This window comes from Pseudomaricurvus sp. HS19 (genome assembly GCF_009857815.1).
In the GTDB taxonomy this organism is placed as follows: Bacteria; Pseudomonadota; Gammaproteobacteria; order Pseudomonadales; family Cellvibrionaceae; genus Pseudomaricurvus.
The window spans coordinates 12765-35507 of sequence record NZ_WVVW01000001.1; the positions used below are offsets into that span (position 1 = coordinate 12765).

The 22743-nt window shown below is 57.3% G+C and carries 9 protein-coding genes; all 9 read left to right on the plus strand.

Going from position 1 to position 22743, the window contains the following annotated elements; genetic code table 11:
• Positions 1 to 3: 3 nt before the first annotated feature.
• The 9 genes from GSF27_RS00065 (at position 4) to GSF27_RS00105 (ending at position 22711) form a co-directional block, all read left to right on the plus strand.
• On the plus strand, positions 4 to 1926 hold the full coding sequence (locus GSF27_RS00065) for a lipopolysaccharide assembly protein LapB (protein WP_160964481.1): 1923 nt from the start codon (positions 4 to 6) through the stop codon (positions 1924 to 1926).
• Positions 1923 to 5078 carry a tetratricopeptide repeat protein gene (locus GSF27_RS00070; protein WP_160964483.1) on the plus strand — a complete coding sequence of 1052 codons (3156 nt, stop codon included), beginning with the start codon at positions 1923 to 1925 and terminating at the stop codon, positions 5076 to 5078. The genes GSF27_RS00065 and GSF27_RS00070 overlap by 4 nt, the downstream gene beginning before the upstream one ends.
• A gap of 213 nt (positions 5079 to 5291) precedes the next feature.
• Positions 5292 to 5927 (plus strand): tetratricopeptide repeat protein, encoded by a 636-nt coding sequence (locus GSF27_RS00075; RefSeq protein ID WP_160964485.1) that lies wholly within the window; start codon positions 5292 to 5294, stop codon positions 5925 to 5927.
• A 27-nt stretch (positions 5928 to 5954) separates the two neighbouring features.
• Positions 5955 to 6215, plus strand: a complete 261-nt coding sequence (locus GSF27_RS00080) for a hypothetical protein (RefSeq protein ID WP_370462538.1) — start codon at positions 5955 to 5957, stop codon at positions 6213 to 6215.
• Between the two features lie 90 nt (positions 6216 to 6305).
• Positions 6306 to 6965, plus strand: coding sequence for a MotA/TolQ/ExbB proton channel family protein (locus GSF27_RS00085; protein ID WP_160964489.1), 660 nt, complete (start codon positions 6306 to 6308; stop codon positions 6963 to 6965).
• Between the two features lie 24 nt (positions 6966 to 6989).
• A complete protein-coding gene (locus tag GSF27_RS00090; RefSeq protein ID WP_160964491.1) occupies positions 6990 to 7493 on the plus strand; it encodes a biopolymer transporter ExbD in 504 nt (167 codons plus the stop codon).
• On the plus strand, positions 7490 to 7987 hold the full coding sequence (locus tag GSF27_RS00095; protein ID WP_160964493.1) for a biopolymer transporter ExbD: 498 nt from the start codon (positions 7490 to 7492) through the stop codon (positions 7985 to 7987). The genes GSF27_RS00090 and GSF27_RS00095 overlap by 4 nt, the downstream gene beginning before the upstream one ends.
• 8 nt (positions 7988 to 7995) lie before the next feature.
• A complete protein-coding gene (locus GSF27_RS18040) occupies positions 7996 to 9369 on the plus strand; it encodes an AgmX/PglI C-terminal domain-containing protein (RefSeq protein ID WP_160964495.1) in 1374 nt (457 codons plus the stop codon).
• 970 nt (positions 9370 to 10339) lie between these two features.
• Positions 10340 to 22711, plus strand: coding sequence for an isopeptide-forming domain-containing fimbrial protein (locus GSF27_RS00105; RefSeq protein WP_160964497.1), 12372 nt, complete (start codon positions 10340 to 10342; stop codon positions 22709 to 22711).
• The last annotated feature ends 32 nt before the right edge of the window (positions 22712 to 22743 follow it).

The following is a 22743-nucleotide window of genomic DNA, read 5'->3' on the forward strand; positions in this document are numbered from 1 at the left end:
CCCATGCGTCTCTCAGCGATTTGCGCACTCTTCTGTTTGCTGGGTTCTCAGCAGCTGGTAGCTGCGGAGCCCAAGCCCCAGCGCGACGCCTTCTTTGGCGAGGCCCTGTTCTACGCCCAGCAGCAGGAATTCTTCGAGGCTATCTCCCGTCTGGATACCGAGTTGAAACTGCATCGCGGTGTTGACGAGCGGGAGCTGGATAAGCTGCACTATCACGTCAACGACGCCGAGTTCTCGGTGGGCGATTTCGAACTCTCCTATCGCATGCATCGCAAGGCAGGACGGGCTATTCAGGCGGTGATCGAGGGCAACGTGGCCCCCGAAGTGCGCAATGAAGCTATCTACCGCCTGGCGCGGCTCTATTTCCAGAAAGAGCAGAACCTCAACGCCTTTCACGCGATTGAGCGCATCGAAGGTCCGCTGCCGAAGGGGCTGGCCACCGACATCACCTACCTCAAGGGCCAGATCTATATGGTCAACGGCCGTTTTGAGGAGGCCGAGAAAATCTTCCAATCCCTGACCGGGGCGGATGAGCACGAAGGTTATGCGCTCTACAACCTGGGTTTGTCCCAGCTGGCGCAGGACGAAACCACACAGGCGGTAACCACACTGGAGTCGCTCGGTCGTGCACGCAGTTCCGACCGGGCGGTACTCGCCATTCGTGACAAGGCCAACTTGCTGCTGGGCAGCCGTCTGATGGACACCGGTGATTTCCAGGGCGCAGTGCCGTTCCTGGAGCGGGTGCGCCTGGATGGACTTTACTCCAATAAGGCACTTAGCGGGCTGGGGTGGGCCAACGCGACGGCAGAGAATTATGAGCAGGCGCTGGTGCCCTGGACCATCCTCAGCAAGCGTCATGTCACCGATCCCGCTGTACAGGAGGCCCTGTTGGGCGTTCCCTACGCCTACGGCAAGCTTGGCCTGTATGGCAAGGCGGCGCTGGGATATGGTCACGCCCTGCAGCTGATGAACCAGGAGCTGGATCGCCTGGATCAGTCGGTTAAATCCATCCAGGACGGCAAGTTCCTTGAGGCATTGGTGCGTGAAGAGATTCGCCAGGTGCCGGATTGGGTGGTGCGCCTGCGGGAGTTGCCGGAAACCCCGGAAACCTTCTACCTGATGGAACTGATGGCGTCGCACGACTTCCAGTCCTCGCTGCAGAATTACTTTGACCTGGAGCAGCTGCGTAAAAAGCTGGAGGAGTGGGATCGTTACTACAGTGCCTACGAAGAGGTCATCGCCCTGCGTCGTGGCTACTACGAGCCGCTGCTGCCTGCCATCGACGAAAAATTCCGTCAGCTGGACTCGCTGATCAACCTGCGCCTGGAGCAGCGGGATCGAATACACGCCCGCCTGCAATCCATGCTGGTTTCCCCGCGCCCTGACTTTCTGGCCACCGCCAGTGAACGCTTGGGCATGAACGCCGTAACCAAATTCGAGCGCAGCCCGGCCAACAACAACGAGGCTACCCAGAAGCGGGTGGATCGATTGAAGGGTCACCTGAACTGGATCTGGATCACAGAGTACGACCAGCGCCTGACCGATACCTTTGAACACCTGGCGGCACTGGACCAGGATATCGAACGCCTGAACGCCATCTATCAGCAGTTTGTCCGTTCCCGTCAGGCCGCGACCCAGAGTTACGAAGGCTATGACAAAACCATTGCCCAGCTGCGCCACAAGACAGAAAAATCCATGAAGACGGTCGAGACCCTTATGCTTCGTCAGGGGCGCATGATTGAAAAAATGGCCATCAGTGAGCTGCTGCAGCGCAGCCAGCAACTGGAGGTGGCGCAGGTCAAGGCGCGCTTTGCGCTGGCCGAGAGCTACGACCGGGCCACCATGGGTTCACCGGATAAGGCGCCGGCAGAGGCCAGTCAATCGGCTGCACCGGAAACCAAAGCTGAAGATCGGGGTGTGCTATGAAGTATCTCCGCACCATTGCTGCGCTGGGATTGCCCGCGCTGTTGGCTTCCTGCTCCGGTGTTCAGCAGCAGGGTACTCTGGCGGAACTGAAAAATGTTCGCCCGGTACTGGAAGATGCCACCATTGCCGATGGCCTGGACAAGGCCATGGACAGCTACCGGGTATTCCTCAAGGAGACTCCGGAATCCGCCATGACACCGGAGGCGATTCGCCGGATTGCCGACCTGTCGCTGGAGAAAGAGTACGGCTACGTGAATGACCTGCCGGCGCCCGCTGCCGGTGGCGCCGGGGAACTTGGCGAAGGGCGTCAACTGGATAAGCCGGAAGCGGCAAAACCGGCTCGTCGTGAGCCGGTAATGGCTTCCGGCACAGCCATTGGTGGCGGAAGCTCCGAGAGTGACCGCGCCTTCGAAGATCGCGCCAGTCAAGTGGCGACCAGGGCTCACGAAGAAGAGCAGGGCCTGGGTGACCACCCGGGCGCTGCCAGTGACCTGGAGAATGCCAACGCCCGTCAGGCGATCACGCTCTACAAGAAATTGTTGGCTGAATACCCGCTCTACGACCGCAACGACCAGGTGCTGTACCAGATGTCCCGCGCCTACGAGGAGTTGGGTGAAATCGAAGAGGCCATGCGGGTGATGAACCAGTTCATCACTACCTACCCGGACTCCCGCTATATGGACGAGGTGCAGTTCCGTCGCGCCGAGTTCTTCTTCTCCCGTAAAAAATACTTCGACGCGGAAGATGCCTACAAAAGCATCGTGGCGATGGGGGAGAACTCCTACTACTACGAGCTGGCCCTTTACAAGCTGGGTTGGAGTTATTACAAGCAGTTCCTGTTCGAGGAGTCACTGGACCAGTTTATCGCCCTGTTGGATTACAAGGTCTCCATCGGCTACGACTTCGATCAGCAGCTGGACCCTATCGACAGCAAGCTGGTGGATGATACCTACCGGGTAATCAGCCTGGGCTTCTCTAACCTTGGCGGACCGGAAGTGGTGGCCGAGTACTTTACCCGCAACGGTGCGCGGGACTATGAAGACAAGGTCTACAGCAATCTGGGTGAGTTCTATCTGGACAAGCGTCGCTACGCTGATGCCGCCGGCTCCTACAAGACCTTTATCAATGGTCACCCGTTTGCGGAAATCTCGCCGCACTTCGCCATGCGTATGGTGGAGATCTACCACCAGGGTCGCTTTGGCCAGCTGGTGATCGAGACCAAGAAAGAGTTTGCGGACACCTACGCTCTTGATACGGAGTACTGGCTGCATAACGACATCGATAGTCGCCCGGAAGTGGTGGATTTCCTCAAGGGCAACCTGAAAGACCTGGCGGGGCACTATCACGCGCTCTACCAGGACAAGCGTTTTGCCAAGGAGAAAGTGGTCAACTACGCCGAGGCGCTGGTGTGGTATCGCCGTTACCTGTCTACCTTCCCGCAGGGTGAAGACACGCCGCCAATTCATTATCAGATGGCGGACCTGATGATGGAGAACCGTGACTTCGGCAAGGCGGCAGAAGCCTACGAATACACCGCGTATAACTATCCATTGCACGACCAGTCGTCTGCCGCAGGTTATGCGGCGGTATACGCCTATCGCGAATACCTGAAGTCTGTCCCCGTGGAGCGCCAGGCGCCGATCCAGCAGAAGGTGGTCGATACCTCATTGATGTTTGCCGATCGTTATCCGGAGCATGAGAAGGTCACTGTGGTTCTGGGTGCGGCAGCGGATGACCTCTACAAGATGCAGAACTTCCCGCTGGCGGTATCCACCGCGCAGAAACTGATCACTCAATACCCGGATGCGGAGGTGGCCCTGCGTCGCTCAGCCTGGTTGGTGGTGGGTCACGGTTCTTTCGACCAGGCCCTCTATCCGGAAGCCGAGAAGGGCTACCAGCAGGTACTGGCCCTGACGCCAGCCAACGATGTATCACGTCCGGCCCTGTTTGATAACCTGGCCGCATCTATCTATAAGCAGGGCGAGTTGGCCAACCAGGCCGGCGAGTATCAGGTGGCCGCAGATCATTTCCTGCGTGTGGGTGTGCTGGCTCCGACTTCCACCATTCGCGCCAACGCCGAGTTTGATGGTGCCACTGCCCTGATAGAACTGCAGGATTGGACCCGGGCTACCGGCGTGCTGCTCAACTTCCGTTCAAGTTTCAAAGGCCACGAGTTGCAGCCGGAGATCACCAAGAAGCTGGCTTACGTCTACAAATCTGACGGCAAGTCCGAGTTGGCTGGTGCCGAGTACGAGCGCATCTACGGGGAGTCCCAGGATGAGGAGGTGCGTCGCGGCTCCCTGTTGCTGGCAGCAGAGCTCTATGAAGAGGCAGGCAGTTCCGGAAAGCAGCTGGCAGCCTACAAGACTTTTGTGAAGGCATTCCCGGCACCGCTGGAAAACGCCCTGGAAATCTACAGCAAAATGGCTGCTGTCTATCTGGCTGAAGGGCAGGGCAAGCAGCACATTACTACGCTGCGTACCATTGTTGCTCTTGATCGCGATGCGGGTGCCAGCCGTACCGACCGCACCCAGTACCTGGCCGCGGAAGCATCTTTGGTACTGGCGCAGCCTTATTTCGACCAGTTTGCCGAAGTCCAGATCGTGCAGCCTATCAAGCCCAGCCTGGAGCACAAAAAGGCTTTGATGAAGAAAGCGCTTAACGCCTTCAGCAAGCTGCTGGATTACGAAGTGGCCGATGTGACTGCAGCGGCCACCTTCTACACCGCCGAGATCTATTTCAACTTCAGCCGGGCGCTGGCCAAATCCGAGCGGCCGACCAATCTCAGCGACCTCGAGCTGGAAGAGTACGAGCTGGCGCTGGAAGATCAGATCTACCCGTTTGAGGAAAAGGCCATTGCGGTTCACCGCAAGAACGTCGAGCTGCTCTACGCCGGTATCTACAGTGGGTGGATCGAGAAGAGTATTGGCAAGCTGGCTGAAACCTTCCCGGCAATGTATGCCCGCGAGGAGCAGCACTCCGGGGTGGTGGAGTCGATAGACCATTTCCGCTACATCATCAGGACTCCGCAACCTGTGGTGCCTGAAGGTGAAGCGGTGCCAGCACAGCCTGAAGTGGCTCCGGATGCTCAATCCGCAGCCAATGAGGTGGGTTCCGGTGGGGTAATGCCAGGCGCGACCGAGGTGCTGTGACCGGCTGTGCACCCTCTTAGTTCCCTTGGCGACGAGATCTGAATCAAGTTTTTGTAACACAGCGGGCTGGTGTTAAGCGAATTGTCGGCGTGTTAACAGACTGAAAAGGCGCAGTCAGCGAGAATGACTGCAAAGAAAAGAAGAACCATGTAATGCATGGATGCGAATGTAATGTACGGGATTGGTCGATTATCCATTGGGGAGCACCTGACTGTGAGTAGGGCTGAAGCTGATAATCTGCTGAATGCCGGGCGCTGGTTGCGGCGCCTGCCGCTGCTATTGTTGCCTTGCCTGCTGGTTGCCTGTGCCCCCGGTGTGCAGAAACCCGCCAGCAGTGGTCAAGACGACAGTATCTATTTCACCGAGAACCGCAGTATCGATGCGGCGGTGCGCCGCGAGTTCGCCCAGGCTGTGGAGTTGATGAAGGTCGAGCAGTACACGCAGGCCATCACGATACTGGAGAGGGTGGCCAAGCAGACCCCGAACAACTCCGCCCCCTATATCAACCTTGCTATTGCCTATAGTCGTCTCGACAAAAACGAGCAGGCTGAGGCCAGCTTTCAGCAAGCCCTGGCTATTAATCCCAACCATCCGGTCGCGCTCAACGAGATGGCGCTGTTCTACCGTGGCCAGGGACGTTTCCAGGAGGCACGGCAGCTGTACGAAAAAGTTGTAGCCCGCTACCCCGAATACATGCCGGCGCGCATGAATTTCGGGATTCTGTGCGATCTCTATCTCAACGATACCCCCTGCGCTATTCGTGAATATGAAGCCTACAGCGAAGCTCATCCTGAAGATGAAACCGTCAAGCTGTGGGTGGCGACACTACGGCGTAAGCTGGAGGGCTGACAAATGTACAGGATCTGGTCTATTTGTGTGATTTTTCTGCTGCTGGTGCCGCCGGTGCTGGGGCAGGACGGCGCAGGCAAGAACGAAGTGAAGGAGATTTCGGGTATGTCCATCGTTGGTAACGATGAGGCCCCCAAGTCTCTGTTTATTGTGCCCTGGAAAAGCTCGGAAATTGGATTTGAGTCAGGGCTTACTGCCAAAAGTCTGCTGGATGGATCCCTGCGGCCTCTGGATAAAGAGGTTTTTAACCGCGAACTTAACTACTTCGATATCCGTAGTTCGCAATAGGATTTTCAAGGTCCGGTGTGGTTTCTGCTCCGTGCGACACCGGTCTGTTTTCAACCAATATCTGACGCAAGAGCGTGAGGGGAAATTTGCATGGGCTTCATTAACACTATCGTCGCCTTCTTTGTTGAGGGTGGTTTCTGGATGTATCCGATCATGATTGTCGGTGCAGTCGGTCTGGCAATCGCTGTGGAGCGGTTTATTACGTTGACCCGTATTGAACTGGCCAACAAATCTGCGTGGACGCGTATACAGGAGGTGCTCAATAAGGGTGACTTCGACGCAGCGCGCAAGATTGCCGCCAATGATAAATCCACTGTCAGCCGTCTGCTGGAGGCCGGCCTGGCGCTGCAGGGTACTGTGCGTCGCCGCGAAGATATCGAAATCGCCATGGAAGAAGAGATGATGGGTCTTATCCCGACCCTGGAGAAGCGTATCTCTTCCGTAGCACTGTTCGCCAACATCTCCACCCTGTTGGGGCTGCTGGGTACGATTCTGGGTCTGATTGCCGCGTTTAACGCCGTAGCCAATGCCAACCCTGCCGAGAAAGCTGACTTGCTCTCCGCCAGTATCTCGGTAGCGATGAACACCACGGCATTTGGTCTGATTACTGCAATCCCACTGCTGCTGACTCACTCTTTCCTGAACTCCAAGGCCGGGTCTGTTGTGGACAGCCTGGAGATGATCTCTGTTCGTACCCTGAACATCATCTCCCGTAAGGCCAAGCGCGCTGAGCTGGCTCAGGCCGCTTAACTCTAAATCAGGTTGGGTGTAACCATGAGATCCAGAAGAAGTCATCGGCGTCAGAAGGATGCGGCGGATATCGACGTCACCACGTTCCTGAACCTGATGGTGGTGTTGATCCCGTTCCTGCTGATTACTGCGGTGTTTTCCCGCATCACCATCCAGGAACTCAACCTGCCGCAGCAGGCTGCCGGGGGCCAGGCGCCCGACAAGCCACTGATTACGATCGAGGTGATTCTGCGCAAGGACAAGCTGGAAATTGCCAACGGCGAGCGCATTACCGACACCATCGAAAAGACGGAAGAGGACAAGCACGACTTTGCTGAGTTGTCCCAGCGTCTGTTGGCGTTGAAAGATAAGTACGGCGAAGAAAAAGACGATGCGGTTATCCTGGTGGAGGCGGATATCGAATACGAAGACGTTATCCACATTATGGATGCGGTGAAGGTGGCGGAGGTTCCAGCACAGGATCCGACCCAGACAGAACTGACCAGGGTGCCCCTGTTTCCTAAAATTTCACTGGGCGATGCGCCATGAAGAACAGTCGTCGATTAAAACGAATGGAGCGGGCCCATCGCAACAAAGCGCCGGGCCTCAACCTGACCTCATTGATGGATGTGTTTACCATCCTGGTGCTCTACCTGCTGGTTAACCAGTCTTCGGTACAGGTTGTGGAGCCACCCAAGGAGGTGGTGCTGCCGGATTCCGTAGCGGAGGCCAAGCCACGAGAGACACTGGTTGTGATGGTCAGCGAAAACCTGATAACTATTGCCGGCGAGCCGTTGATGAGTGTTGAGGATGTGCTGGAGGCGGGTGTGGAAAAAGACACGCCGCTGAAGGATAAGCTGCAAACCATCAAGGATAGTGCGCTGGGGCTGAACGAAGAGGCCATCGCCAAGAACAGCGAAGTCACGATTATGGCGCACCAGAAAGTGCCCTTTAATGTGCTGAAGACGCTGATGTCCGTCTGTACCAGCGTGGGGTATACCAAGATTTCCCTCGCTGTTAACCAAAAAGCTTCGCAAGGTTAGTGTAGCCCGTGACGACTTCTTTCGATATACGACGCTTGCAGCTCGAACGGCAGATTGACGATGCCGAAGAGCGGTTGGCAAGCCTGAACCAGCAGCTCAGCGACAGAGACGGAGAGCTGAGCGGGTTGCTGGAGAGTGGGCAGCAGTTTCAGGTGCTGTCCGATATTTGCGTGTCCCTCGATAAGCTGGATGAGCTGGAAGCGGGATACCTGTTCTGGGGTAATACCACGCCGCAAGAGGCGAAGGACAAGCACCGCGCCAGGTTGCAGACGCTGGTGGGTGATTTCCAGCAGAAGACGGATACGCTCAACCAGCAAAAATCCGAACTGCAAAACCAGATCTTTGCTGAGCAGGGCGAAATTGAGCTGTTCCACGACGAATTGGATGAGCTCGCCCATCAGGAAGAGCGTGCGCTTACTGACTATATTATCGAGCGTGAAGAGGAAGAGAGAGAAGGGCGGCCAATGCTGCTGCCATGGCTCTCCTTCAAAGAGGACCGGGATCGCCTGCGCAAGTCTTTTGGCGGGGTATTGGTATTCCTGCTGCTGCTCAACCTGCTGATTCTGTTCTGGGAGATCCCTGAGATCCCGCCGGAAGAGGTAGAGATACCCGAGTACCTGGTAGAGATCGTCAAGAAGGACAAGCCCAAGCCCAAGCCGCCTGAGCCCAAGCCGAAGCCCAAGGAAGAAGAGAAGAAAGAAGAACAGAAGGTGGCCAAGGATAAGCCGAAGCCCAAACCGACTCCTACCGAGAAGGCTGAGGCTCGCAAGAAGGCCGAGACTTCCGGGGTGCTGGCCTTCAAGGACAGCTTTAATGACCTGCTCTCTGACGAAGATGACATGCGCATGGGGGCTACTGCCAACCTGCGTAACAAGGCCTCTTCGGCCAAGGGTGAGGCCAGTCGTAACCTGGTGATGTCCCAGGCCACGGCCAGCAGTGGTGGTATTAACAACGCCAAGTTGAGTAAGGGTGTTGGCGGTGCTGCCGGTGGGCAGATGGGTACAGGTATATCGTTTGCGCGAGTGGAGAGTGCCATTGGTACCGACATGATCGCCGACGACCGGCCGCTCAGCGACGGTGTGGGTCCATCCCGTACCGACGAAGAGATCCAGATTGTCTTCGACCGCTACAAGGCTGCTCTCTACCGCATCTACAACCGCGAGCTGCGTAACAACCCGCTGCTCAAGGGCAAGATGGTGCTGAAGCTGACCATCGAACCGGATGGCTCGGTCTCCTTCGCCACAGTAGAGTCGACAAATATGGATTCGCCAAGCCTGTCGAGCGAAGTTATCTCCCGGGTCAAGCGTTTCAACTTTGGACCGAAAGATGGTGTGCCTCCGGTGACCATTCTCTACCCAATCGACTTCCTGCCTGCGGCGTAAGCCAGGCAGGTCGTAAATCGAGAGCCGGGAACTTGTTCCCGGCTTTTTTTTGATCAAGAAAACAGTCCCGTCATGGCGAGGAGTGTTTTCCAGATCCTAAGCCACCCATGTTTGGCACTTTATCGGCTGGCCGGGGGTTAAACATGGATCGCTTCGCTGCGCTCGCGATGACGGAGGGGGGCTGAAGTGGGAACGTATTCCGGCTCGGTTTAGCCAAAAAAACTATACCGTCATTGCGAGGAGCGCGTTTCAGCTCCGAAGCAATCCATGTTTGGCACAATATCGGCCAGCCGGGGGTAAACATGGATCGCCACGCTTCGCTCGCGATGACGGTGGTAGGGGTTTTGGTTGGTAGCTGGGTAGGAAACTTATTTGTGGCTCGGTTTTACACCTGCAATTCACTACAGGTGTGTGATGCAGTACCGCACCCGTCGTGCCGGCCTATGACTTCGGGGAATGAATGTCGGGTAATGTCCGAAAACAGGGGTTGGGCAATTTTTATCCGGTTAGTTTGATCTGGAACACATTTGCTCCGCAGATGCGGAGCCACTTCACAAAGTCTCTGTAACTCTTTAACACTTCAAGAAAAATAGATCTCAGTCAGCATTCATGGCGCTAAAAATAGAATAATATTAAAGCTCCGGAGTCCCCCATTAATTGTTTGCTGAAGCTTTAAGCGGGCTGGCGAAAAAATGGGCGGCAATGATAGACCTGTGCAGGCTTCTCACACATCAAGAACAAATCCAGGTCCTGATCACAGGGGCCAATCTGCACAACCCGGTTAAAAAACCGGCAGCGACTTTTCCGTTAAGCGAAATGCGTTGCCAGGGATACACAAGTTTCTGTTTGCCTGGCCAATGGCGGGGCAGTTGATTTAAGGAATTGGGGGTACAAGCTGCTATGACCGGCAGATTCCGATCGAATCCCGACCCTCAATGTTTCCGCGTCTGATGTTGCATTGAGAATGTCTGTGAATTTCAAGCAAACCAAAGTTGAACGTTCCGCTCCCCTTGCCCCCCGGAACCACTCCGGCTGGCTACGCGGCTTCGTAATCCTCCTGTTGCTGGGTATGGCTGGCGCCGCCCAAGCTGCCCAATACGATGCCTGTAGTGCGGACTGGCCGGTGGATCCCGATCGTCCGGGTGCGCGTCTGATTGATGGTGAGAACCTGCCGTCGGACCTCACCAACTTCGGGCAGTTGGCAATGGATGCCCCTTGTACGATTCGCAACTTTACCCCGGACAATCCGTTTGAGTGGAACATAAGCTACCCGGATACGGCGGAAGGCTCGCTGATTATCTTCGATAATGTCTACTCCACCGGCAACATGTCCTGTGGTAATAACCTGGATTTCGTCGCCCTGTGGGCAGTCAACGGTACCGAGTTCGCCAACGTCGGTGCCAACTGTCAGGATTTCTTTATTCCTGTAGAGAAAATCGACAAGCAGATTCCGGCAGCGACGGCGCGGGTAGGGGTGCCTTTCACCTATACCCTGCGTATTCCGATCATGTTTGTGCCGGGCTTCAGCCAGTACTGTGTAGAGAACCCCACGGCTGAATCCTGTCAGGCCGTGGGCGATCCAAGCCAGGGCTCTCCCAACCCACTGGGCAATATCCATGTTTGGGATGACCTGACGGCTGCTGCCACAGGTGCAGAAATGACCCTGCTGGATGTGACTGTTGAGGACGCGCTGGGGAATCCGGTAGCAGTGCTGGCAGACAACAGTACAAGCAAGTTCCTGGATATCCTGTTGCCTAATACCGCTGCTAACGAGCAGCTTTTTGTGCAGGTAGAGGTTGTATTGGATGATGATCCGGCGAACGTCGCCGGTACAGTCTTTGTGAACACCGCGGAGTGGGAGTTCTCCCGCCAGATTGATACTACCGGTGACGGCAACCCCGATACCTTCTTTAACCCTCTGCCGGGTGAAGCAGGCATCGCACCGCCCATGGTGATTGTGGCTCCGAATTTGGTGATGACAAAGTCCACTGCCACACCTTCTGTCGGGCTTGAGACTATTACCTATACGCTGGACGTGCAGAACGTTGGTGGTGGCGAAGCCTGGAATGTAACCGTGGTAGATCAACTGCCGGAAGATACCTCTGATGGCTCCGGTTATGGCTTCTGCGGGGCAGATCCTTCGGGATCGGTTCAGGCGGAGGTGCGCGATGCGGGTGGCTCACTGGTGCGCTCGTTGACAGCGGTAACCGACTACACCCTGAACTGGAACGATTCGACCGGTAATCCGGCAACCACCTGCCAGTTGAGCCTGGAGATGACCGATGCCGGCGGTTCTCTGCAACCCAATGAACATTTGGTTATCACTTTTGACACGCAGCTGGATTACGACATCCTGACGGATCCGCTGCCGCTGCCCACTGGCGATCTGGATAATATCGCCGCAGCCACAAACTGGTACAACGCCGACAGCAGCGTTACCGGCCGTATCGAAATCACCCGTAACCTGACCACCGGTACACCGGGAACAACCGACCATGAAGATAACGAGGTTGTTACTGTTGCGCTGTCCGGTTTCTATTTCGAGAAGACTGTAGAGAACGTCAATACCGGTGCTTATCCTGCAGTCACCGCAGTGCCGGGAGAGCAGCTGCACTATACCATCCGTCTGTTTAACGTAGACGAAACCATCACCAGTATCGTTATCACTGACACGCTTCCCGGCGGGCAGTTTGCAACACTCCCAACCACAGCATCCCGTTGTGAAATTGTGGGAGTAGCACCGACCGTATTGCCTGAGTGTACCTTCAGCGGTGGTTTGCTGACGGTGCAAGGTCAGGGTGGTGTGCCCTTGGAATTGCCGGTGATGCACGACCTGATTGTCGAGTTTGATGCAACCCTGGCAAGTGGTTTGCTGAACGGTGATACCGTTGTAAACCAGGCGACCTTGACAGCCAGTGGTATCAGCGTTCCGGGGCCTTATCTGAGTGATGACCCCTTTGTAAATGGTGTTGCACAGCCTGACGTTACCGGTGATGAAGACGAAACCGTCGTCACTATTGTGGTCCCCTCGGACCTGGTGAAAGAGAATCCCGCTACTACCAATGTGGTGGTCGGAGAGATTTTCGATTACACCATTACCATTCCGTCTGCATCTGTAGCCGCAACACTCTACGATGTCCGCATTTACGATACCCTGCCGGCAAACCTGGAATTTATCAGTGCTTCGGCGCAGGTAGGCGCCACAAACTATACGTTGGTGGATCTGGGCGCAGGTGCCGACAATGATCTGGAATTGGTGGAAACCACCAACGCCCTCGATATTCCGGCTGGTGAGACTGCCGCAGTTACCCTGACCGTGCGGGTGCGCAATGACGCGACCCTGAACTACGAAGGGGCACCGGGCTTTACCAATACCGCGTACTACACCTATGCCCGGAGCAACGGTGGCACCCAACTGACCACGTCGCCGGACACCACCGACCCAATGACAGTGGTCGAGCCGCTGTTGGCCGGTATCAAGACAGTCAGTAATGTCTCTGCGCCAGGTGCGCCTGCGGTCATTGGCAACGTCCTGGAATATGTGGTGACCTGGGAGAACAGCAGCAATACGGTTACCGCTTTTGATGTCAACATCACCGATTTTCTGCCCGCTGAATTCTCACTGGATACCAGTTTCACCCCAACCCTGACCATCAACACGGTGCAGCCGGCGGGTTTTGTGGCGTCACCGCTGGAGCCGGGTGACGGCTCACTGATCTGGGGGCGCATTAATGGCGATGAATCGCTTGATGTACCGGCAAATGGCGAGTTGGTTTTAACTTACCGTGTGGTAGTGAACACGGCGTCGGCCTCCCCATCGGTGAACAGCGTCTATGCTGACTGGACCTCACTGGACGGTGTTGTTACGGGAGAGCGCAGCGGCGCCGGCTGTCCCACCTTCAGTGACCCGGACGACTATTGTTCCGGCCCGGTCAGTGAATCGGTTACTACCCAGGACAATACCTCGTTGGCGAAGCTGGTGTTTGACGACTCCTACGCTGAAACTCCGGCCAGTACCGGTAACGCCGTGGTACGCGTGGGCGACACGGTTACCTACGACCTGGTTCTGAATCTGGAAGAGAGCACCACATCCAACGTGGTTGTCACCGATCAATTGCCACCCGGTATGGAGTACGTCAGTTACACCATCGAAACCGGTGGCACAGCGTTTGTTTATGCGCCCGAGGCCTTTAATTTGCAGGCAGGCGCGACGAACGCTGATCCGGATGTGTTGACCTGGACTTTTACGGATATCACCAACCCCGTTAACGACGGCGTCACCGATCCATTGACCATCCGTTACGTAGCCCGTGTGGTCATCGCCCCGGCAACCGTGGGCATTGATACCAGTACCCCGCAATCCCTGCAGAACAGCGCTTCGGTTACCTACACCGGGTATGATCCTGCCAATCCGGCTTTGACGGCCACCGCCACCATTGACGTGCTGCAGCCACAGATGAGCGCCATCACCAAGGTGGATGACCTAGCCGCCTCCCGCACTGGCACCGGTACCAACGCTGACCCGTATCAGGTCAACATCGTCAGCGATGTGATGAGCTTCCGCCTTCAGTCCTGTAACGTGGGTGGGGCGCCTGCCTATGGCGTAATTCTTACCGATCTGCTGGCCTCCGAACTGGATGAAACCGATCTCACCACCACGCCACCGGTTGTCGCCATCGGGCCCTCCGGCAGCGAAGCCGCACTTGATCCTGCTGATTACACCCTGACACCCGCGCCCCGCGGCGGGACTATGCAGTTTGAGCTGCTGGACACCGCGCCCGTACCTGCCGGCGAGTGTGTCACCATCACCTACGATATCGGTTTCCATTCGGATCTGACGACACAGAGTACCTGGAGCAACCAAGCTACCCTGACCCAATACCTGTCTCTGCCCCTTTCGGAAACCGGGCGCAGCTATACGCCAACCGATATCGCCCAGGTCTGGATGACCAACCTGGTGACGGTAGAACCCCTGGCAAAAGCACAGACAACAGGTCCCGAAGCGACCGTCGGCGAAGTGGTCAGCTACCAGATTACTGTACCCGCAACCCCGGTCAACGTAGCCCTTGATAGTGTGGTGGTGACCGATCAACTGGACGATGCCCTGCAGTATGTCAGTGCCTCTGCCGTAGACAGTGGCACCAACCCGGTGACGCTGGGCGAAACCATCAGCGGCCAGAATGTGAGCCTGGCCATCGCCAGCATTCCGGCGGGAGAGCAGGTCACCATTACCCTGACCACGCTGGTGGCGAATAACAGCTTTGCCACCGCCGGTCATGTGGTTGCCAACACGGCGGCTTATACCTACACCGGCATGACCGATCCGACCCAGACCCAGGCGACCGCTGCCGACACCGTCACCATCGTCGAGCCGGAGTTGGTGATTGCCAAGTCAGTCGCACCGATGACCGCGCCCAACGCAGGTGACATCCTCACCTACACCGTCACCTTTACCGCCAGTGGTGGCGTGGCGGCGGACAATTTCTCCGATGCCTTCGATCTGCAGGTGGACGACTCACTGAGCCTGGGGCTGGAGTATGTCGCCGGTTCGTCAGCGGTGGATGTGGGTAGCGTCACCGACCCTGCCATCATTGGGGATGGTGTCTCCACTGCCCAGACCCTTACCTGGAGTCTTGGCGATGGCAGTGCCGACATCGATGTGGCTGAAGGCACGGTCGTCACACTCACCTATCAGGTTCGTGTGCTGGATTCTGTGCAGGCAGGGCAGAGCCTTACCAACAGTGCGGTAGTGCAATGGACCGGTCTTGATGGGGTGAGTGCCGATGAGCGCACCGGTACCCAGTCGCCCGCAGTGAATGATTATGTGGACGGGCCTGCAACCGCTCCGCCCCTGACCACGCTGGACAACACCACACTGACCAAAACCCGCCTGAGCGACACCTTCGGCAGCGGAGATGTCAATGTGCGTGTGGGTGATATGGTGGAGTACGAGTTGCGTATTCACCTGGACGAAGGCCAGCACACCAATCTGGTGCTGGAAGATGTCCTGCAGCAGGGCCTGCAATTCGACGGTGTAGTGAGCATCAATGGTGTCACCTCAGGCCCATCCTACGCCGCCGCAGCACCCTTCAGTCACTCGCCGATCAACACCCCGGTTACCTCTGGCGACCCGGCTACTGGCGACAGCACGGTGACCTGGACCCTGGGTGATATCACCAACGTTGGCGACAACAATCCCGCCAATGACGAATTTGTTATTGTCTACCGCGCACAGGTGATGAATAACGATGTGCACCCGCAGGTTAACAGCATCACCCTGGATAACAGCGCCACACTGACCTATGACACCGCCACCGTTCCTGGCAGCCAGTCAGACAGTGAAAGCATTACCCTGTTGCAGCCCAGCCTGAGTGTGACCAAGACGGCAGCGCCGGCCAATGGTGACACCCTGATCGAAGCGGGTGAGGCCATTACCTTCACCGTTGACGTCGTCAACAGTGGTACGGCACCAGCCTTCGACACCGTGGTGGACGACGTATTGCCGGTTGGGATGCGTCAGGGCGGGGTGACTACCACCAGTATGACGCTGGTCAATGCCGGCACCAGTCTGCCGTTGTTGGCACCGTCTTACGATTCAAGCACCGGTATTGCCAGCTGGAACCTGGACAGTGGCGCTGCCGATGCCTACACCATTCCCGCCGGTGAAACCCTGCGTCTGGTATACACCGTCAACGCAGATAACAACCTTGGCCCCGGCCTGACACTGGAGAACGCGGTTACTGCGACTCTCTATTACTCCTTTGATGACGAAGCGATTCCGGCGGGAGCCGTCGCCAGCGAGCGGGAGGAGTACGGTCCCAGTATCACTGCACGTCTGCCACTTAACTCCCTGACGCCTGGGGCGCCCCTGAAGCAGAACCCCGCCGATCCTACAGTGACCATCGGCCAGGAGTTTACCTACACCATAACCATCCCCCAGGATCCGGCAGCGACAGCGCTGCACGATGTGGTCATTACCGATGACCTCAGCGGTCTGGGTGTGGATGTTACCTTCGTTGGTGCCGTGAAGCTGTCCGGATCCCAGACCTGGACTCCGGTAAATACCGGCTCAGGATCCACTCTGGTCATTGAAGACACTTCTTCCGGTATTGAAATTCCGGCGGGTGAGCAGATTCAGGTGGGTATTACCCTGCGCCTGGATAACACCACCGGCAATAGCATTGGCCAAACCTTTACCAACACAGCCTCCTACAGCTACAACCAGATTGATAGCGATCCGGTGAGTGTGATTGACGGTGGTAGCAGCACTACCGGTGTGATGACTGTTATTGAACCCGATATCAGCGTTATCAAAACAGCTACCCCGCTCTCAACACCGGTTGTGGGTGGCAGTCTGATTGAGTACAGCGTACGCATAGACAATAGCGGCACTTCCACCGCCTACGACATCAATGTGGTTGATACATTGCCGCCGGAGCTGGCTTTCTTCAGCGGTTTCACCCCAACGGCCACAATTATCAGTGGTGCAGGTAGCAGTCCAGTCAGCTTTACCTCAACACCTGCCGGTGCTCCCGCCGGCCCACTGGTGTGGGGCCGCGATAATGGTGACGGCACACTGGACCTGCCGGCCGGAAGTCAGTTGGTGATTACCTATCAGGCACAGGTTCTGGTCAGCACCAACGCCACGCTGGTCAACTCGGTGGCGGTAGACTGGACCTCCCTCGACAACAGCAGTTCGTTTGAGCGGACGGGGGCAGGGTGCCCAACTACCACTGCGCCCAATGATTACTGTGCCGGCGACACTGCCAGTATTACGGTTGCTGACAGTAACAGCCTGACAAAGAGCGTGCTCTCCGACAGTTACGTCGATAGCCTCAGTACCGCAGTGGATGCCACGGTTCGTGTGGGCGACACCGTCACTTACCAGCTGGCCATCAACCTGGCGGAAGGCAGCACCGACAATGTCACCGTCACCGATGTTCTTCCCAGTGGTATGGAGTTTGATTCGCTGGTGGGTATCACCCAGTCGGCCGGGGGTAACTTCAGCTATTCCGGACCAACCGGGCCCGGCGCGGGTGCCACTGGCACCCTGACCTGGGACTTTGGGGATATCACCAATACCGCCAGTAACGATGGCACACAGATCGATACCCTCACCATCGAGTATCGGGCCCGGGTATTGCCCAACGCCGGTATTCCCCATACGCCCACCACCACGCTGACCAACACGGCCACGCTCGCGTACACCGATGGCAGTGGCAGCCCGGTTGTTGATCCAACGCGACTCGAAAGTGAAGCGACGATCACGTTGTGGCAACCGCTGATGGACAGCCTCAGCAAAACCGATCGTCTCGGTCGCACCGGCACCATGGGTACACCACTAAATGTGGATGTCACCAGCGATGTTATGCAGTTCCGTCTGCAGTCCTGTAACAGCACTGGCCTGGCACCGGCTTACAGTGTGTTGCTGAACGATGACTTACCGCCTCAGCTGGATGAGGGCAGCATGACTGCGCCGGTAGTGCGACTGGATGGCAACGTGCTCCCCGGCGCAGATTATGTCTACACCCCACCTGCGGGCCGGGATGGCAGCCTGTCTGTACTGCTTAATGTGCCGGTGAATCCGGGCCAGTGTGTCACCGTCGACTACAACATCGGCTTCTACACCGACTTCGGCCTCAACCAGGTCTGGAGCAACAACGTGACTCTGGATGAGTACTGGTCGCTGCCAGCGACCAGTGGCCAGCAGTACGCGGCCCTGGGTCCTGTGGGCTTCTACATGACCAACCAGTACACGGTTACGCCGCTCACCAAGAGCCTGATCACTCCGGCGGAAGCCACCATCGGTGATGATGTTATTTACGAAATCACCCTGCCTGCTTCGGCGGTCAATGGCCAGCTGGATAACGTCTGGGTTAACGGCACCCTGAACAACGCACTGGAGTTTGTCAGTGCCACCGCGGTGGACAGTGGCAGTAATACCGTGACCCTGACCAACAACACCTCGGGACAGGATGTCATCCTGGGCGTGGGTTCCATTCCGGCGGGTGAACAGGTCACCATTACCCTGACCACCCGTGTGGCCAATAACACCGATGCCAATGCTGGTAACAGCTTCACCAACAGCGCCTCCTATACCTTTGACGGGATGCCTGCGGGTGCAGTAACCGGAGGGCAAAGTGGACTGTTGACCATCATCGAGCCCGAGCTGGTGGTGGCCAAGAGTGTGGTGAATAACAGTAGCCCCGGGGTCGCTCCGGCCCCTGGCGATATTCTGCAGTACAGCGTCACTGTTACCGCCAGTGGTGGAGCGGCGGGCGATAACTTCGCCGACGCCTTTGACCTGCTGTTCAATGACAGCCTCAGTTTGGGACAGGTTTATATTGCCGGCAGCAGTTCGATCAGTGCGGGTTCCGTGAATGAACCATTGGTGAACGGGGATGGCTCATCGGTGGCCCAGACACTGCTCTGGAGCCTCGCTTATGGCAGCGATATTGATGTGGCCGAAGGCACTGCTGTTACCTTGCAGTATCAGACGCGGGTAGAAGTATCAGCGCAGCCAGGGCAGACCCTGACCAATGATGTGTATGTCGAGTGGACCAGTCAGAACGAAGACAACAGCAGCCCGTTTGAACGCAATGGTTCCGACTGTCCAAACGAACCCAATGACTATTGTACGACGGCCTCTTCGAGCATCATCACACAGCTGGCGGTAACCTACGGCAAGTCTGTGATCAACGATACGACCGGCCAGAACCCGGGTGATAACGCCTCGCCGGGAGATACCCTGCGCTACACCATCAGTATCGCCAACGACAGCCTGATTCCGGTTACCGGTGTGTCGTTGATTGATGAGCTGGATGCGTACTTTGTGCCGGGCACGCTGGTGATCGACAGTGTCTCTGTCAGCAGCTACACCGATGCCAGTGTGGCGAACGGTGGTGCCAACGGTACCGGTCTGGTCAGCCTTTCCGGTATTACCCTGGCGCCCCAGGGTGACGCTTCCGGCGAGGATGTGCTCACGGTTGTGTTTACGGCCCAGCTGGCTGCGGTGATCGACAGCGGTACCACGGTGCTGAACACGGCGCTGCTCAGTGCCGACAACCTGGCGCAGACGGCGACCAATACCACTTCTACGCTGATTGATTCGGCGGCCGACCTGGTAGTAGAGAAGATCTCCGAGGATCTCACCGGCGATCCGGCGGACCTGCAACCCGGCGATACCCTGCGCTACACCATTACCGTGCGCAACACCGGTACCGAGAACGCCACCAACGTTACCTTGCGGGACCTGGTGCCCACCTACACCACCTATGTGGCTGGCACTACCACCCTTAACGGTGTAGCGGTTGCTGATGTATCTGCCGGTGTATCACCACTGCGCGACGGTATGCAGATCAATACGCCTGCCGACGCCACCGCCGGCCTGGTACCGGCAGACAGTACCGGCAACGCCAGCTACACGGCCACGATTACTTTCGATGTGACCGTGAATGCGGGTGTGCTGGACGGCACCGTGATCTCCAACCAGGGCTTTGTGAACGGCGCCGGTTCCAGCGGCAGTACCATTACCGAAACGCCGTCAGACGATCCATCCACCACTACCGCTGATGACCCAACTGTCGATGTGGTGGGTGATTCGCCGTTGCTTGATGCACTCAAGACCGTGGCCATTACCCAGGACATCAACGGCAACGGCCAGGCCGATCCCGGTGATCGCCTGCAGTACACCATCGTGGTGAGCAACAGTGGCAACGTTGATGCCTCTGGTGTGTCGCTGCAGGACGACGTTCCGGCCAACAGTAACTACGTGGCCAACACTGTCACTCTCAACGGCACTGGCGTCGGCCAGCCTGACGGTGGGGTATCGCCTCTGGTGGCGGGTATCACGATTCAGTCCGGCGGTGCCGCTGCCGGTGTTATCGCTGCTGGTGCCAGCGCTACCGTCACCTTTGATGTGACCGTAGCAGGTACTGCGGTTCCGGGTGACCTGATCCGCAACCAGGGTGTGGTCAGCAGTGACTCGCAAAATGATGAGCCCACCGATGCCGATGGTATCGACAGCAATGGTGACCAGCCTACGGATATCGTGGTGGGCAATGCCCAGCTGCTGACAGTGATCGAGGAAGTGTTCGACATTAACGGCGGTGTGATCATGCCCGGCGATACGCTGGAGTTTGTGGTCACGGTTACCAATAGCGCCAACACCGACGCCACCGATGTGCAGCTGGTGAGTAACATGGACCTGCCGGTGGTCGGTGACCTGATTTACGTCACCGGTTCTGGTCGCCTCGACGGTAACACCGCCGGCGTCAGCGTCAGCGGCACTACCATCACCGGACAGTATGGTGCGACCTATGGTGCACTGGGCAGTGGCCAAACCACCGTGTTGCGTTTCCAGGCGGTGATCGACACTAACCTGACCAGTGGTACCACACTCACCAACATTACCGACCTCTCCTGGAACGTGGGCACACAGACTGACCAGGCCAGCGCCTCTGTGGTTATCGGTGCAGCCCCGGGTACTAATGCGACCCTGGGCGGTACCGTATGGCGTGATATGGATGACAACCAGCAAGCCGATGCCAATGAAACCCTGTTGGCCGGTTGGGATGTCGCTCTCTATCGCAACACCACACTGGTAGCCACTACCCAGACCGACGGCAGTGGTCAGTACGCCTTTGTGGCTGTGCCGCCCAATGACGCCAGCTCTGCCACTTACAGTGTGCGCTTTACTGCACCGGCGGCAGGCGCCAATACCGCCAAGCTGGGTGTGGCCGACTCACCGTTCGACGACCAGCTGCAGGCGATTAACCTTATTGTTGTGGCCGGCAACGATGTGCTGACCAACCTCAACCTGCCTGTGGTGCCCAACGGTGTGATCTACGACGCTGTGAGCCGTCTGCCAGTCAGCGGCGCCATCGTGCGCATGCTGGACGCCGGCAGTCTGCAGGCTCTGCCAGGCAGTTGTTTCGACGACTCGGTACAACAGGGGCAGGTGGTTGCCGGTGAGGGCTTCTATCGCTTCGATATCAACTTCAGCGACCCGGCCTGTCCAACCACCAACACTTACCTGTTGGAGGTGACACCGCCATCCAGTACCTATGAAAGTGGTGTGTCACAGCTGATTGCACCGGCTAATGACGCTACCAGTGCCGCCTTTGATGTGCCGTCCTGTCTGGGCAGCGGTAACGATGCGGTCAGCAGCACGCCGGCTATCTGTGAAGTCGTCGCGCTGGCGACAGCACCGCCCACTTCCGTCGGTTCGGGTACCGCAGGCACCACTTACTACCTGCACCTGGCACTGGATAACGTGCTGGTGCCGGGCCAGAACCAGCTGTTCAACAACCACATCCCTCTGGATCCGGTGCTGGATAACGCTGTGGCCGTGCGCAAGGTGGCGGGCAAGGTGACTGTCTCCCGCGGTGATCTGGTGCCTTACACCATTATCGTCAACAACTCCTACCTGTCCGCACTGCAGGACCTGACCCTGGTGGACACCTTCCCGCCAGGCTTCAAGTATGTGGAGGGTTCTGCACGCCTCAATGGTGTCAAGACAGAGCCTGCGCTGATCGGTGGCCAGCTGCGTTGGGACGGCATCAGTCTCAGTGCCAGTGGCGAGAGCCGGCTGGAGCTGCTGTTTATTCCGGGCGCCGGTGTGGTTGAGGGTGAGTACATCAACCGCGCTCACATCGAGAGCACTATTTCCGGCCAGGCGCTTTCCAATACCGCCAGTGCCGCTGTGCGGGTCGTACCTGATCCGACCCTCGACTGCTCTGACATCTACGGCAAGGTGTTCGACGACGTTAACTTCAACGGTTACCCCGATGCCGGTGAGCGAGGCATTCCCAATGCCCGTGTAGTCAGCGCCCGTGGCCTGTTGATTACCGCTGACGAGCACGGCCGTTTCCACCTGACCTGCGCGGCGATTCCGGACGAACTGCGTGGCTCTAACTTCATTCTCAAACTGGATGAGCGCAGCCTCCCCAGTGGTTACCGCGTCACCAGCGAAAACCCCCGTGTGATCCGCCTCACCCGCGGTAAGGCCGCCAAGTTTAACTTCGGTGCCACCATGCATCGCGTGGTGCGTCTCGATGTGGCCGCTGGTGTGTTTGAGCCGGACTCCACCGAGATCCGCATGCAGTGGCTGCCTCGTCTGCAACTGCTGATTGCCGAGTTGCAGAAGGCACCTTCGGTGCTGCGTGTCTCCTACCTCGCTGATGTGGAAAGCGAGCGCCTGGTGAAAAAACGTGTGGCGGTACTGAAAGAGCTGATCAACGACCAGTGGCAGGAGATCGACTGCTGCTACGTGCTGGATGTTGAGACGGAAATATATTGGCGACGAGGGTCACCACCTGACAAATCGGGGGTGATCAAATGAGCCGGCTAAATAACGTGCAGAATAAAGCGCAG

What these genes read in the sequence shown, in the direction of transcription:
- GSF27_RS00085 (WP_160964489.1), top strand. Translation starts at nt 6,306, where the DNA reads ATGGGCTTCATTAACACTATCGTCGCCTTCTTTGTTGAGGGTGGTTTC.
- GSF27_RS00070 (WP_160964483.1), top strand. Translation starts at nt 1,923, where the DNA reads ATGAAGTATCTCCGCACCATTGCTGCGCTGGGATTGCCCGCGCTGTTG.
- GSF27_RS00065 (WP_160964481.1), top strand. Translation starts at nt 4, where the DNA reads ATGCGTCTCTCAGCGATTTGCGCACTCTTCTGTTTGCTGGGTTCTCAG.
- GSF27_RS00090 (WP_160964491.1), top strand. Translation starts at nt 6,990, where the DNA reads ATGAGATCCAGAAGAAGTCATCGGCGTCAGAAGGATGCGGCGGATATC.
- GSF27_RS00095 (WP_160964493.1), top strand. Translation starts at nt 7,490, where the DNA reads ATGAAGAACAGTCGTCGATTAAAACGAATGGAGCGGGCCCATCGCAAC.